Annotated in this window: 11 protein-coding genes; 2 read left to right on the top strand and 9 right to left on the bottom strand. The window is 69.1% G+C overall.

Going from position 1 to position 13,686, the window contains the following annotated elements; genetic code table 11:
* Window positions 1-6 precede the first annotated feature (6 nt).
* The 7 genes from BEK98_RS35735 to pqqA are packed head-to-tail and all read right to left on the bottom strand — an operon-like array spanning window position 7 to window position 10,199.
* Window positions 7-2,037 carry a PQQ-dependent sugar dehydrogenase gene (locus BEK98_RS35735; protein ID WP_094220895.1) on the bottom strand — a complete coding sequence of 677 codons (2,031 nt, stop codon included), beginning with the start codon at window positions 2,035-2,037 and terminating at the stop codon, window positions 7-9.
* Complete coding sequence (locus tag BEK98_RS35730; protein ID WP_094220894.1) at window positions 2,034-6,593, bottom strand: glycosyl hydrolase family 28 protein; 4,560 nt, start codon at window positions 6,591-6,593, stop codon at window positions 2,034-2,036. The genes BEK98_RS35735 and BEK98_RS35730 overlap by 4 nt, the downstream gene beginning before the upstream one ends.
* A gap of 4 nt (window positions 6,594-6,597) precedes the next feature.
* Entirely contained in the window at window positions 6,598-7,782 is a 1,185-nt protein-coding gene (locus BEK98_RS35725; protein ID WP_094220893.1) for a glycoside hydrolase family 88/105 protein, read from the bottom strand.
* On the bottom strand, window positions 7,779-8,945 hold the full coding sequence (gene pqqE, locus BEK98_RS35720; RefSeq protein WP_094220892.1) for a pyrroloquinoline quinone biosynthesis protein PqqE: 1,167 nt from the start codon (window positions 8,943-8,945) through the stop codon (window positions 7,779-7,781). The genes BEK98_RS35725 and pqqE overlap by 4 nt, the downstream gene beginning before the upstream one ends.
* The gene (gene pqqD / locus BEK98_RS35715; RefSeq protein ID WP_425276643.1) at window positions 8,942-9,265 is read right to left on the bottom strand and encodes a pyrroloquinoline quinone biosynthesis peptide chaperone PqqD; all 324 of its coding nucleotides are present in this window, start codon (window positions 9,263-9,265) and stop codon (window positions 8,942-8,944) included. Before pqqD ends, pqqE begins: the two co-directional genes overlap by 4 nt.
* Entirely contained in the window at window positions 9,262-10,035 is a 774-nt protein-coding gene (gene pqqC, locus BEK98_RS35710) for a pyrroloquinoline-quinone synthase PqqC (protein ID WP_094220891.1), read from the bottom strand. The genes pqqD and pqqC overlap by 4 nt, the downstream gene beginning before the upstream one ends.
* A complete protein-coding gene (gene pqqA / locus BEK98_RS48140; RefSeq protein ID WP_107428312.1) occupies window positions 10,032-10,199 on the bottom strand; it encodes a pyrroloquinoline quinone precursor peptide PqqA in 168 nt (55 codons plus the stop codon). The genes pqqC and pqqA overlap by 4 nt, the downstream gene beginning before the upstream one ends.
* Window positions 10,200-10,516: 317 nt before the next feature.
* Between pqqA and BEK98_RS35705 the strand changes: the two genes are divergently transcribed.
* Window positions 10,517-11,353: an aldo/keto reductase gene (locus BEK98_RS35705; protein WP_094221015.1), complete on the top strand. Its 837-nt coding sequence runs from the start codon at window positions 10,517-10,519 to the stop codon at window positions 11,351-11,353.
* A 109-nt stretch (window positions 11,354-11,462) separates the two neighbouring features.
* Here the strand turns inward: BEK98_RS35705 and BEK98_RS35700 are convergent, their stop codons facing one another.
* Window positions 11,463-12,098 (bottom strand): hypothetical protein, encoded by a 636-nt coding sequence (locus BEK98_RS35700; protein WP_244202115.1) that lies wholly within the window; start codon window positions 12,096-12,098, stop codon window positions 11,463-11,465.
* Between the two features lie 123 nt (window positions 12,099-12,221).
* Here BEK98_RS35700 and BEK98_RS35695 point away from each other — a divergent pair, with 123 nt between their 5' ends.
* Window positions 12,222-12,917, top strand: a complete 696-nt coding sequence (locus BEK98_RS35695) for a glycoside hydrolase family 75 protein (protein WP_094220890.1) — start codon at window positions 12,222-12,224, stop codon at window positions 12,915-12,917.
* A 13-nt stretch (window positions 12,918-12,930) separates the two neighbouring features.
* Here BEK98_RS35695 and BEK98_RS35690 read toward each other — a convergent pair whose 3' ends face one another.
* Window positions 12,931-13,632 carry an SDR family oxidoreductase gene (locus BEK98_RS35690; RefSeq protein WP_094220889.1) on the bottom strand — a complete coding sequence of 234 codons (702 nt, stop codon included), beginning with the start codon at window positions 13,630-13,632 and terminating at the stop codon, window positions 12,931-12,933.
* Window positions 13,633-13,686 lie beyond the last annotated feature (54 nt).

Genomic DNA, 13,686 nt, shown 5'->3' with positions numbered 1-13,686 from the left:
CGACCGTCAGCTGATCGTCACCTTGAAGATCTTGTCGGATCCGTCCGCCGCTCCTCCGTTGTTGTCGCAGTTGGTGGTGGACAGCCACAACTGGTCGGCGCCCGGCACCTTGGTGACGGTACGCAGTCGACCGTAGGTACCGACGTAGTACGCGGTCGGCGTGCCGACGCTCTCGTTGTCGCCGTTGATCGGGATGCGCCACAGGCGCTCGCCGCGCAGGGAGGCCATGTAGATCACGTTGCGGACGACGGCGATGCCGCTGGGCGAGGCCTCGGAGACGTTCCAGGTGGCCTTGGGGTTGGTCATCCCGGCGACGGAGCAGCTGCCTTCGCAGGTCGGCCAGCCGTAGTTGGCGCCGGGCTTGATGAGGTTCAGCTCGTCCTTGGAGCTGTTGCCGAACTCGGCTTCCCACAGGCGCCCGTTCCGGTCGAAGGCGAGGCCCTGCGGGTTGCGGTGGCCCAGGGAGTAGACGTAGGTGCCGAAGGGGTTGCCGGGGGCCGGCTTTCCGTCGGTCGTCATGCGCAGGATCTTGCCGTTGAGGGAGTTCTTGTCCTGCGCGAGGTCGGGCGTCTGGGCCTCGCCGGTGGAGACGTACAGATAGCCGTCGGGGCCGAAGGCGAGGCGTCCGCCGTTGTGGTAGCGGTTCTTCTTGATGCCCTGGAGCAGGATCTTGTAGTCGGTGAGCTGGGTGCCGTCGTACGTCATGCGGACGACCCGGTTGCCTTCGGACGCGGTGTGCATGAAGTAGACGTAGTGGTTGGTGTCCCACTTGGGGTCGACGGCGACTCCGAGCAGACCGCCCTCGCCGTTGGTGGTCACGGCGTTGGGGACCGTGCCCACCTGGGTCCGAGTGCCGCTCTTGGTCAGTTTCCAGACCCGGAAGTCGTCCCGCTCGGTGACCAGCGCGGACTGGCCGTCGGGCAGCCAGTAGGTGCCCCAGGGGATCGTCCAGCCGCTGGAGAGCGTGGCGATCGAGGACGGGACACCGCCGTCGGTGGCGCAGGCCTTGGTGGTGAAGGTGACGGTGTTGCTCGGCTGCGAGACGTTCCCGGCGGCGTCGCGGGCGACGACGTTCAGCGTGTACGGGCTGTTGCAGGCGAGACCGGTGAGGGTGGTCGACGTACCGCTGGTGACGGTCTTGTAGACGGTGGTGTCGCTGCGGATGTCGTAGCCGACGACCGCGCGGTCGTCCGTCGACGCGCCCCAGCCGAGGTCGACTGTATTCGATGTGATGTCGGCTGTGGACAGTATGCCGGGGGCGGTCGGCGGTGTGGTGTCGGAGCTGGGCTTGGTCGTGCAGTCGACGACGGGGCTGGCCTGCGAGGTGTTGCCGGCCGCGTCCCGGGCGATGACGGTGAGGTTGTAGGTGGTGTTCGGGGTGAGCCCGGTCAGTGTCTTGCTGGTCGAACTCCCGGGCGCCTCACCGATCTTGTTGCCGTGCTCGTAGATGTCGTACGCCGTCACGCCCACATTGTCGGTGGACGCGCCCCAGCCGAGGGTGAGGCCGTTCTCGCCGATGTCGGAGCAGCCGGGCCGGCCGGGGCGGGTGGGGGCCTGGGTGTCGGTGGCGGCGTCGACGCTGATGCGGTCCAGGTTGGGTCCGCCGTCGGCCGTGGTGGCGGTCGCGCGGATCTTGTCGGATCCGGCGGTGAGCGGCACGGTGAGGGTCCTGGTGGCCCAGGTGTTCCAGTCGGCGGTGGCCGGGAAGGAGACGGCGGGCGCGACGACCGTGCCGCCCACGGAGATGTCCATGGGCCGGTCGGTGGAGGTGCCGTTGGCGTAGCGGAGGGTGACCGCTGCGGTGCCCGCGGAGGCCGCGTTCACCGTGAACTCCACGTACGAGCCCTTGATGTTGGTGTAGTCGACGAAGCCGGTGCCCGTGTAGCCGGTGTGGTTGGTGGCCACGGTGCCCTGGGAGATATGGGCGTCCTCGGCCTGGTAGTCGGTGGCCGCGCGGGCGACGCCGCCGGTCAGGCCGGTCAGTGGTGCGGCCAGGGCCAGGGAGAGGCCCCAGACGAGAACTCTGTCGCGTTTCATGATTCTCCCCTCAGCGCGCTGTTGACTGGGTTCACACGGATCAGCCGTGTTTCGCCCGGCCGCAGCGTTGCGCTGTACGAGTCCGTGATCACACCCTTGTGAGAGCCGGACCAGAGGTCCGTGACGTCACCGGAGCCGGTGAAACCCACCTGCGACCAGTTCACGGTGACCGTGGCGTTGTCGGACGTACCGGTGTTGAACAGCGCGACCACGTAGTCGCCGCTGTTCTCCTGTTTGCTCCAGACCTGCTTGACCCCACTGTTCACAACCCGTTTCGCCGCGACCCCGTCCTGGTCGACCCCGGTCAGCCGGTCGTTGGTGAGCATCGCCTTGTCGACGGGGTCGAGGTGGGTGAGGTCGGTGCCGAGCAGCAGGGGTGCGCCTGCCATCGCCCACAGGGTGAAGTGCGAGCGCCGCTGGTCGGCGGTCAGGCCCACCTGGTCACCGTTGCCGATCTCCAGCGAGTCGAGGTCGTTCCAGCCGCCGGGGCCGGCATACGGCTGCCAGTTGGCGGCCGAGGTGAAGCGGGCGGAGACGTGGGACCAGTCCGTGAGCGGGTAGCCGCTGCCGTTCGCGCCCGACCCGCAGTAGCACTCCACATCGCCCTGGGTGCGCCAGCTGTTGGCCAGCTGCCGCCAGGTGGCGGCGTTCGCGATCGGCAGGTTGTTGGAGAGGGCGAAGGTGAGGGGCCGCCCGGTGGCGCGCAGGGCCTTGTCCCAGGCCTGGACGTCGGGGATGTCCTGGCTGCCCACGCCGTCGATCTTCAGGTAGTCGACTCCCCAGGACGCGAACTGCTTCGCCCACGAGTTCACGAACTCCTGCGCGCCCGGCTTGGAGTAGTCGATGTAGTACATGTTCTTGCAGTTGTAGTTCTTCTCCGTCTTCGAGGTGTCCGCAATGTCCTTCGCGTGGTACGGAGTCCCTTCGATCGGCGTATTCGCGGTGACCGCGTTCTTGGCGATGCCCGGGGTGACGTAGAAGCCGAACTTCAGCCCCTTGGAGTGGATGTAGTCCGCGAGCGCCCTGATCCCGGACGGGAACTTGGCGGTGTCCACGGCCCAGCGGCCGTAGGAGTCGACGACGAAGCCGTTGGAGTCGCACTTCTGCCAGAAGTCGTCGAGGTTGACGTACACGAACCCGTGGTCCTTGAGACCGCTCGCCACCAGTGCGTCCGCCTGCGCCTTGATCTTGGCCTCGGTCGGCCGGCGGCGCACGAAGCTCCAGCTGCTCCAGCCCATGGCGGGGCGCAGGGACTGGCCGTTGTCCGACTCGACGGTGACAGGCGCCGGCGTCGCGTACGCGGTGCCGATCCACGCCTCGTCGATCCGCAGCCGCCGGTAGCGGGTGGTGTCGGTCGACGCGGCCCAGGTGGTGTCGACCTCCAGGCGTACGTAGCGGGCGTGCGCGGAGGTGAGGTCGATGCCCTGCATGCCCCGCCGGCTGGGGAGCTGCCCGGTCTTCACGGGGCTGCCCCAGGTGGTGCCGTCATCGCTCAGGAACACCTTGTAGTCCTTGATGCGGGCGGACTGCTCGGTGGCGGAGCGGGCGTAGGCGACGGAGTCCTCGCGCTGGTTGAGGCCGATGTACTGCACCTTCTTCGGCGCACCGAGGTCGAAGGTGAGGTTGACGGGCAGGGTCTTGTTGTTGTCCCAGTAGGTGAGGTGGTCGCCGTCTCCGGCGGCCTGGCCCGCGTGGCCGCTCGCGGAGGCGCTCGCGGTGACCTCGACGCCGGTGGCGATTCCCTGGCGGCCGACGGTCGTGACCTTGAAGACGGTGTCGTACGGGTCCCAGGAGCCGAGACCGGTCAGCGTCAGCACGCCACCGGCCTGCGACCACGAAACCGCCGCGCCCGTACGGAGGTTGGAGACGGACGCGATCCTGTAGCCGTTGTCGCGGATGCGCAGGGTGCCGGTGCTGGGCGGGGTCAGGACGTGGATGTACTGGCGGTTCGGGTCCGCCCTGCTGATCGTCGTCACGCCGTGGGCGCCGTCGTTCCAGAAGCCGGGCTTGAGGCCGCCGTACATGTAGCCGCCGCCCTCGGTTCCGTGCAGGGACTCCCAGACGGTGTCGAGGTAGGTGTCGGCGAAGTTGTTGAAGGCGGCCTGGTTGGCCGGGAACTTGCCGTTGACCTGGGCGGTTTCGGCCATCAGCGACTTGACCGAGGAGCCGGCGTCGGTGACGAGGCGGCCGAGCGTGAGCTTACGGTCGACGGACGGGTCGGAGCCGTCGTACCACCAGGCGCCGGTCGAGGGGAGTTTGAAGTCGGCCTCGGTCAGGCGGGGCTGGGCGGTGTAGACAGCCTGCGGATAGTCGTATGCGGGCGTCATGCCGGTCTTCTGCTCGTTGCTGATCATGTCCATGATCGGCGTGTCTTCGTTGTTGTTGCTGAGCGTGTAGTGGGGGCGCTTGGCATAGATCTGCGCGTAGAGGTCGTGGCTCTCCCAGTACGCGTTGTCGTTGTCGATCCAGAAGCCGCCGAGGTCGGGGTAGCGGTCCATCACCTCGAAGAAGTTGTCGTAGCTGAACTGCCCGAAGCCGTCGCGGGTGGTCAGGTCGACGTTCTTGCCCTTGTAGGCGGAGTAGGCGGCCGAGTCGAGCCACTCGTGGCCGCCCTCGGCGTGCCACTGGGGGTCGTCGGTCATGTAGAGGATGACCTTCATGCCCTTGGCCTTGGCGGCGGCGATCAGCTCGCCGAGGAAGTCCCGCTGGGTGGAGCAGGAGCCGGGGATCTTCGAGGGCCAGGGGCGGGCGTAGCCCAGTCGACTGTGGAAGGTAGCCAGTACAAGGTATTGCGTATGCAGTTTGCGGGCTTCGTTCACCCAGTAGTCCGGTGTCCAGCCGCCGCCGGTGACGTCGTTCTCCCACGCGCCGCAGCTGGTGTGGGCGGGGGCGGTGCGCAGGCCCCAGTGCAGGAAGAGGCCGCCGACCGAGCCCCGGAGGAAGTCCTGGCGGGGGTTCTCCAGATCCAGGGGCCTGGCCGCCGTACCGCAGTTCTCGGTGGATCCGGTGGACGAGATCCGCAGGGCGCCGCCGGAGGTGGTGTGGCTGTCCGTCAGACAGTAGCCGGTGACGTTCTGGAAGCCGGCGTCATGCGGGGAGTCGCCGCCGCGCTGTGCGGTGAAGCGGGTGAAGCGGATGTCGCTCGCCGCGTCGGCGATGACCGCGGGACGGCCGTCGTCCGCGGCGAACCTCACCGAGCTGTCGGTGAACCGCACGCTGTCGGCGTTGTGCAGGTACCAGCCGTAGGCCGGCCGGGTGCCGATGCTCTTCGGGTTGTAGTCGTTCGGGTCGTTGCTCGGCACCGCGGTGGACAGGGTGCCGTTGCCGCCGGGCACGGTGATGTCGACGTGGTCGAAGGTGACGCCGCTGATCCGGTGGCCGGTCTCGCCCCACAGGGTCGGGCTGAAGGACGGGCTGGTGCCGGTGGCGGTGATGTCGTCGTACGTCACGTCGCTGATCGAGCCGACGCCCGGGCTGTTGCCGCAGCGCTTGCGCGTGCCGATCTTCTGCATGATCGGCGAGTGGACGTCGGTCATGGTGATGTCGCGGTAGTGGACGTCGGAGATCTTCGCGCCGTCCATGGAGACCATGCCGAGCCCGGACTTGTCGGCGCCCTCGATGCGGATCTTCTCGAACTGGTAGTCCGAGAAGTCGCCGCAGGTCTCGGAGCCGAACATCAGGGCATTGCAGCACCTCGCCGAGAGGTACGCATCGCTCACCCGGACATGGCCGTTGGGGAGCTCGGCGCCGAGGGCGTAGTCGCTCTTGAAGACGAGTGCGTCGTCGTTCGCCTTGATGCGCGCGTGGGTCACCGTGACGTTGGTGGTGGAGATGATGTTCCAGCCGTCGCGGTCGCTCGCGGTGTCGATGGTCAGGTGGTCCGACGTCACGTTCTTGCAGCCGTTGACGAGGGCCGCGAAGTGGCCGCCGCGTCGGAGGGTGAGGCCGTCGCCGACGCGCAGGCCGTCGCAGCGGGTCAGCGAGAGGATCTTGTCGGCCTCGCCCGGCTTCGGGTTGCCGGTGATCAGGTTGCCGGCGCCGTCGATGACCCCGCCGCCGACGAAGCCGATGTTCGTGAGCCGGTCGCCGTAGATCATCGCGTTGTGGAAGTGGCTGTGCCCGTAGTCCTGGTACTTGTCGTAGGCGTTGGACTCGGGCGGGTCATAGGTGTCCGCGGACGAGCCCTGGATCGTGGCACCCGTGTCGACCTGGAGCGTCACGTTGCTCTTCATGTGGATGGTGTTCTTGGACTTGTAGGTGCCGGACGGGAAGCGGACGGTGCCTCCGCCGGCCGAACTGGCCGCGGTGATGGCCTTGTTGACGGCCGGGGTGTCGTTGCTGGAGCCGTCACCCTTGGCGCCGTAGTCGCGTACGTCGAAGACGGCGGCGTGGGGCGACGGCTGGGGGGCCGCGAGGGCGGCGGGGTGGGTGAGGCCGAGGACGACGGCGAGGACGCACAGGACGATCGCCGCCGCACCTCTTCCGTGGGGGGTTCTCGAACACTTCGGGTGTCTCGAAGGCGTGGCGCCGAGCACCCCTCTTCTGGACGTGCTCATGACACTATTCACCTCGCAGTTGCTCGTTCATGATCAGGAAGGCGCCCAGGCCGTGGAAGTCGTTGACGGCCCGGGTGCGGGCGGCGTAGTACGCGTAGTCGCCGACGTTCGTGCCGACGGAGATGTCGGCGAGGTTCGTGCGGCCGTCGGCGCCGACCGAGATCTTCGCCAGCACGCCTTCGTAGCCGCGCCGGGCGACGGCCGCGTAGTGCGGATCGAGATAGCCCTGCTGCACACCGCGCGAGAGGGCGTAGGTGAACATGCTGGAGCAGGACGTCTCGGTCCAGTCGTCGTTCCTCGCCCCCTTGTCCATGACCTGGAACCAGCGGCCGCCGGCCGGGTCCTGGTACCGCTCCAGACCTGCCGCCAAGTTCCGGAAGATGCCGAGGAGTTGGGGCCGTCGCGGCTGGTTCTCCGGGATCGCGTCGAGGACGTTCACGATCGCCATCGCGTACCAGCCGACCGCGCGGCACCAGTGCTCGGGGGCGAGCCCGGTCTGCGGGTCGGCCCAGCTCGCGGTTCTCGACTCGTCGTAGGCGTGCCTCAACAGGCCGTTGCCGACTTGGAGATGGCTGCCGTAGACGGCGAGCTGCCTGGCCGCCTCGTCGTTCGTGTACGCGCTGTCGCCGAACTCCCTGCCGTACTCGACGAGGAACGGGTTCACCATGTAGACGCCGTCCGCCCAGAGTTGGTGGGCGCGGCTGCTGTTGTCCGCGTGCCAGAATCCGCCGTCGCTCGTGCGCGGGTAGGTGGTGAGGCGGTCGCGGATCTTCTTCGCCGCCCTGCGGTAGCGGTCCTGACCGGTCTCGTGGTGCAGGATCACCAGGAGGCGGCCGGCCTGCATGCTGTCCAGGCTGTTGAAGGACTGGTCGATGGAGCCGTCGCTCTTCACGAAGCGGTCGACGTAGGTCTTGATGTAGGTGAGGTAGCGCGGGTCGTGGGTGCGGCGGTAGGTGAGGTACTGGCCGTAGAGGTAGAGCCCGACCGGGTACGACCAGCCGCCGATGCCGGCCGGCGTGTAGCGGGCCATGGTGGAGTCGACCACGGCCGTGGACCAGTCGGGGGCGGCGGCCGGCCGGGGCAGGGCGGGGGCGGCGGCCGCCGGGGGTACGGCCGCGGGGAGTGCGGCCAGGCCGGCGGTGGTGAGCGCGAGTGCCGTCAGGGCCGCGCACAGGGGTCGGCGTCTCATGGTCCTTCCTCTCGCTGGAGGTCTCGGATGCCTCGCCGGAGGTCTCGCGGGACTTCTCGCTGGGCTTGCGGGGCTTCTCGCGGGGCTTCTCGGTAGGCGTACGCGAGCCGCCTGGGCCCGCCCACGAGGTCATGCACGAGGTCGCGTACGACGTGGTGGTCAGGGGCGTGCCGGCAGGCGGGGTCGGTGCGGGCGGGGTCGCCGGTGAGGGCGTAGGCCTGGCAGCGGCAGCCGCCGTGGTCGGTGGCGCGCAGGGCGCAGCCACGGCAGGGATCGGGCATCCAGGACTCGCCCCGGAAGGCGTTGAAGGCCTTCGACTCCCGCCAGATCACACCCAGTTGATGCTCTCGGACGTTCGGCGGGTCCAGGCCCGGCAGACTGCCCGCGGCCGGACAGGGCAGGACCGTGCCGTCGGGAGCGACGGTGAGCGAGATGCGGCCCCAGCCGCCCATGCACGGCTTCGCGGTGGCGTCCAGCAGATCGGGGGCCACCCACACCAACTCCAGGTAATCGCCCAGTCGTTCACGCCAGCGGGCGATCGTCGAGCGGGCCCGTTCGACCTGGCCGGGTGTGGGCAGCAGGGCGGCACGGTTGCGCAGCGCCCAGCCGTGGTACTGGGTGTGGGCCAGTTCGAGCCGGTCAGCGCCCCAGGCCACGGCGAGCCGGATCAGCTCGTCCAGGGCGTCGAGGTTGCCGCGGTGCAGGACGGCGTTGAGCCCGAGCGGCAGTCCCGCCTCGCGGATCAGCCGGGCCGCACGCTCCTTCGCCGCGAACGACCGTGCGCCCGCGATGCGTTCGGCGACGGCGGGGTCCGCGTGCTGCACGGACAGCTGGACGCTGCGAAGACCGGACTCGACCAGCCCGGCCAGCCGCCGCTCGCCCAGGCCCACCCCGCTGGTGACGAGCTGGGTGTACAGGCCGGCCGCGTCGGCGGCGGCCACCAGGTCGGGCAGGTCGCGGCGCAGCAGCGGTTCACCGCCGGACAGATGGGTGTGGACGACCCCGAGGGCGCCCGCCTGTGCGAACACCCCGGCCCACTGTTCCGTGGTCAACTCCGCTGACCGACCGACCAGTTCGACAGGGTTGGAGCAGTATCCGCAGCGCAGCGGGCAGGCGTGGGTGAGTTCGGCGAGCAGGGCCCACGGTGGAGCGACGGTCGTCATGTCAGCCAGCCCTCCTTCCGCAACCCGGCCAGGAAGTCCGGGACTTCGGCGGCGACGGGTGCGCCGGGATACTCGGCGGACAGCTCGGCGACGATGCCGGCCACGGTCCGGCTGCCGTCGCACCGCGCGAGGACGGCGCCCGCGCGGCCGTGCAGGACGACCACACGCTCCGGCAGCAGCAACAGATCCGCGTCCCGCACCGGGTCGTGCCGCGGCAGCACGCCCCGGGCGAGGGCGGGACGCCAGGCGGTCACGTTCGGGACGAGGGCGGGAGCCCAGCCGGCCGCGTTCTGGCGGGCTGCGGGACGTAAGGAGGTCACGAAGTGCCCCCGCCCACCGCGTCCAGCAGCGCCCACAGCACCTCGCACTTGAAGGTGAGCGCGGCCACCGCCCGTTCCTGCTGCTCACGGGTGCGGGCGGAGGCGAGGACCAGGGCGAGGGCCTCCTCGCCGTCGCGGGCGCCCTGGGTGACACGGGTGCGGAAGTAGGCGAGACCGGCCGGGTCGATCCACGGGTAGTGGCGTTCGAAGGCGGCGATGCGGGTGCGCATCAGGTCCGGGGCGGACAGCTCGGTCAGGGAGGCGGCGACCGCGTCCAGCGTGGGGCGCAGCCGGCAGAAGGTGACGTACCCCTCGACCGCGAACCGCACCCCGGGCGGCACCCGGGAGGTGTCCCACAGCTCCTCGCGGCTGAGCCCGGCCGCCTCGCCGAGCCGCAGCCAGCGCTCGATCCCGCCCTCGCTCCCGGGGCCGCCGTCCCCCGTGCCGTCGTGGTCGCGGATCCGCCGCAGCCAGAGGCGGCGCTGCTCGGGCCGGTCGAGCCCCGCGAGGATCAGGGCGTCCTTGACGGGGATGTGCCGCTGGTAGTGGAAGCGTGCGGCGATCCAGCGGCGCAGCTCGGCGGGGGTCAGCTCGCCGCGGTGCATCCGCAGGTTGAAGGGGTGCCGGTCGTGGTAGCGGGCCGCGGTGACGGCGCGCAGCCGGTCGGTGAACTCGGCGGGCGACCAGGCGGCCACGGCGGCGTCAGGGCGAGGGACGGTCGAGGCGTCCGCGATGCGCGGGACGGCCGTACTCGGGACCGTCGTACTCATGAGGCCCGGGGCGGCTCGGGTGCGCGGCGGTCGGTGAGCGCGTAGGCGGTCACTTCGAGGGCGGTCTCCACGACCTGGTAGCCGGGGCTTTCCCAGACCTTTTCATCCGATGTCTTCGGGTCCGGGAGGGTCGTACGAGGGGTCGGGGGCAGGGTTTTGTTCATGTGCGCGTACCCGCTTTCCTGAGGGTGGGGGTTCTCAGAGGGCAGACGGAGGCAGACGGAGGCCATGGTCAGAGGCCGTTCACATGTGTGCACCGGGTTCAGCGACACGTCCGGTGGCGCGATACAGAGTCCCGGGACGAAGGGCCGCGGTCAATGGTCCGGACCGATAACGTCGGATGCGTTTCCGGCCAATCTGCGACTCCGGAGACTGACTCACCGGTCAGTTGATGCGGATTCCGCGGTCAGGAATGCAAGGTGGCGCGTGATCGTTGACGATGGGAGTACCACCTGTCGACAACCGAAGGATCAAGAAGCTCGTGAGCAGCAAGGTCCCCCCGATCATCCTCAACAACGGCGTCGAGATGCCCCAGCTGGGTTTCGGCGTCTGGCAGGTGCCGGACGACGAGGCCGAGCAGGCCGTCGGCACGGCGCTCGAGGCCGGGTACCGCAGCATCGACACAGCGGCGATCTACGGCAACGAAGCGGGCACCGGCAAGGCCATCGCCGCCTCCGGCCTGCCCCGTGAGGACATCTTCGTCACCACCAAGCTCTGGAACAGCGACCAGGGGTACGACTCCACGCTGCGCGCTTTCGACGTGTCGCTGGAGAAGCTGGGTCTCGACTATCTGGACCTGTACCTGATCCACTGGCCGCTGCCGACCCGGGACAAGTACCTCGACACCTACAAGGCGTTCGAGAAGCTGTACGCCGAAGGCCGCGTCAAGGCGATCGGCGTGTCCAACTTCCTGCCCGAGCACCTGCGGCGGCTGATCGAGGAGACCTCGGTCATCCCGGCGGTCAACCAGATCGAGCTGCACCCGCACCTGCAGCAGCGCGCGGCGCGCGAGTTCCACGCGGAGCAGGGCATCAGGACCGAGGCCTGGTCGCCGCTCGGCCAGGGCAAGGGCCTGCTGGAGGTGCCGGCCATCGTCGCCATCGGACAGAAGCACAACCGCACTCCGGCCCAGGTCGTGCTGCGCTGGCACATCCAGCGCGGCAACATCGTGATCCCGAAGTCCGTGACGCCGTCCCGGATCAAGGAGAACATCGAGGTGTTCGACTTCAGCCTGGACGACGAGGACCTCGCGGCGATCAGCGCCCTGAACGAGGACCGCCGTATCGGCCCGGACCCGGCCACCTTCGACATGGGCTGAACAGCCGCCCGGCGCACGGCCGTCGGCCCCACCCGAGCGGTGGGGCCGACGGCCGTTTCCCGTCCTGGGGGGCGCGTTCGAACGCTGGTGCGGAACGGGTCGGAGCGGGTCAGCCGACGTGCACGTCCGTGTGCACGACCTCGAACTCCTCCAGGCCGACGACGCTCACATGCGCTTTGGCCACGCCCTCGTGCCGAGCCGCCGCCTGGCCGGCCCGCGACACCACCATCGAGTCGCGGTCGACGAAGAGGGTGCCGACCTGGCCCGTGCCGCGTTCGCGGTCGATGAGCAGGCCCGTCGTGGCCAGGCCGGGCAGGGTCTCAAGACGCGGGAGGACGGTCGACCGGAAGGTCTCGGCGACCAGATCGGCGTCCGCGGGGTCGAACTCCACCCGCGTGACACGCAGTCCGCCGCCCATGCGCGGCGGCTGGAGCGGCTGGTACACCACCGCCTCGAAGTTCTCCACCGTCAGCGTGCCGGCGAACGGCCCCAGCAGCGCGTCCCTGCGGCCGCGCATGACCTCGTCGCTGTTCTGCCGCGCCTCGGCCGTTTCCCACCAGCTCACGCCCAGCAGCTTGCCGAGATCCCGGTCCACGAAGACCCCGGCTCCGCGGTAGCCCGGCCGTTCCTCGAGCAGTTCCCGCCCTTCGGTGTTCAGCGCTCTGATGGCCGTGTCGATCTTCGTGGGGTCGCCGGTCACATAGACGGTGCGTACGAACATGACGATCGCCTCCCAGTTCGACATGACCAGTGTTCCCCGGGGGGCAATGCACTGCATCCGGTGCCAGGACTTGACGGGGACATGCCGGAGGGGCCACCTTGTACGGCACCCGGTAAGGAAACTTTCCTAACAGAAGGGTCCCCCACAGTGCGCCTTCGAACACTGACCCTCGCCGCAGCCTCCGGAGCCGCCCTCCTCGCCGCCGGAGTGCTGCCCGCCAACGCCTCCGGCAACCGCGCACCCACCTCCGCCCAGGAGGGCTCGGTCAGCGCGTCCGACCTGCTCTCCAAGGTGACGTCCTGTTCGCAGATATCGAACGGCAAGTACAAGACCGACGACGAGACCTCGGCCACGATCCCCGTGTGCGGCAAGAACGGTGCGGTGTTCTGGAAGGCCGACATGGACATCGACTGCGACGGCCAGCGCACCACCAACTGCAACGAGAACCGCGACCCCTGGTACCAGGACGACACCGCCTTCCACCAGTCCGACGGCAAGCCCCTGAAGGCCGAGTCGCTGCCGTACGTCGTGGTGCCCAGCTCCAGCAGCATCTGGAACTACTCCGGTGCCGGCATCAAGGGCGGCGGTGTCGTCGCCGTCATCTACAACAACAAGGTCGAGTACGCCGTTGTCGGCGACACCGGCCCCACGAAGATCATCGGTGAGGCCTCGTACGCCACCGCCAAGGCGCTCGGCATCGACCCCGACCCGGCCACCGGCGGGGTCGACTCCGGCGTGACCTACATCCTGTTCAAGAACTCCAAGGTCTCCCCCATCGAGAGCCACAGCGCGGCCGTCTCCCTCGGGGACCAGTTGGCCAAGCAGTTCCTCGCCAACAACTGAGGCCGCACGTACGTCAGTTGGGCTGACCCAGCGGACGTATGACCACGGTGTTGACGTCGACCCCGGCCGGCTGCCGGATCGCCCAGACCACCGAGTCGGCGATCTGGTCCGCGGTCAGGAGGTGCCCCGGGGGCAGGCTGCCGTAGCTGTCCCAGAACGGGGTCTCCACCCGGCCGGGGGCGACCAGCGTGACACCGACGCCGAACTCCGTGACCTGGCGCCGGGTGTTCTCGGCGAGTCCGGTGACCGCCCACTTGGTGGCGCCGTAGAGGTTGCCCGGCGTGTTCACGAACCCGGCGACACTGCCGATGAGGACGATCCGGCCGCCGGTCTCCTTCAGCGCGTCGACGGAGGCACGGATGAGCAGGGCGGGGCCGAGGACGTTGGTGAGGACCATCTCGGTCCAGCCGGACGGGTCGCCGTCGGCGACGGAGTCGTGGGTGGCGGAGCCGGCGTTGGCGACGACGGTATCCAGTCGACCGTATGCCTTGAGCGTACGGTCGACCGCATCCTGTATGTCGTCGAAGGTCGACGCGCTGCCGGCGACCGTCAGCAGTTCGTCGGGATTTCCCAGACTGTCGGCGAACTCCCGCAGCCGCTGCTCGCCGCGCCCGGTGACCGTGACCCTGTATCCGGCGTCCAGCAGCTGCCGGGCGACGGCGGCGCCGATACCGCTGCCGCCGCCGGTGATGAGCGCGACCGGAGCGTCGTTCATGGTTTCCCCCTGTGTGTCGGTGAACGCCCGCAGTCCATCACTTCGAGCGTTCTC

The organism is Streptomyces diastatochromogenes (assembly GCF_002242805.1).
Taxonomy (GTDB): Bacteria; Actinomycetota; Actinomycetes; order Streptomycetales; family Streptomycetaceae; genus Streptomyces; species Streptomyces diastatochromogenes.
The sequence above is the reverse complement of the archived record's forward strand: the minus strand, read 5'-3'. Positions and strand labels throughout refer to the sequence as shown.

Excerpts from the sequence above, each read along its gene's own strand:
- BEK98_RS35730 (WP_094220894.1), bottom strand. The coding sequence starts at position 6,593 with ATGAGCACGTCCAGAAGAGGGGTGCTCGGCGCCACGCCTTCGAGACAC.
- pqqA (WP_107428312.1), bottom strand. The coding sequence starts at position 10,199 with ATGAACAAAACCCTGCCCCCGACCCCTCGTACGACCCTCCCGGACCCG.
- BEK98_RS35735 (WP_094220895.1), bottom strand. The coding sequence starts at position 2,037 with ATGAAACGCGACAGAGTTCTCGTCTGGGGCCTCTCCCTGGCCCTGGCC.
- BEK98_RS35725 (WP_094220893.1), bottom strand. The coding sequence starts at position 7,782 with ATGAGACGCCGACCCCTGTGCGCGGCCCTGACGGCACTCGCGCTCACC.
- BEK98_RS35690 (WP_094220889.1), bottom strand. The coding sequence starts at position 13,632 with ATGAACGACGCTCCGGTCGCGCTCATCACCGGCGGCGGCAGCGGTATC.
- pqqE (WP_094220892.1), bottom strand. The coding sequence starts at position 8,945 with ATGACGACCGTCGCTCCACCGTGGGCCCTGCTCGCCGAACTCACCCAC.
- pqqC (WP_094220891.1), bottom strand. The coding sequence starts at position 10,035 with ATGAGTACGACGGTCCCGAGTACGGCCGTCCCGCGCATCGCGGACGCC.
- BEK98_RS35700 (WP_244202115.1), bottom strand. The coding sequence starts at position 12,098 with ATGTCGAACTGGGAGGCGATCGTCATGTTCGTACGCACCGTCTATGTG.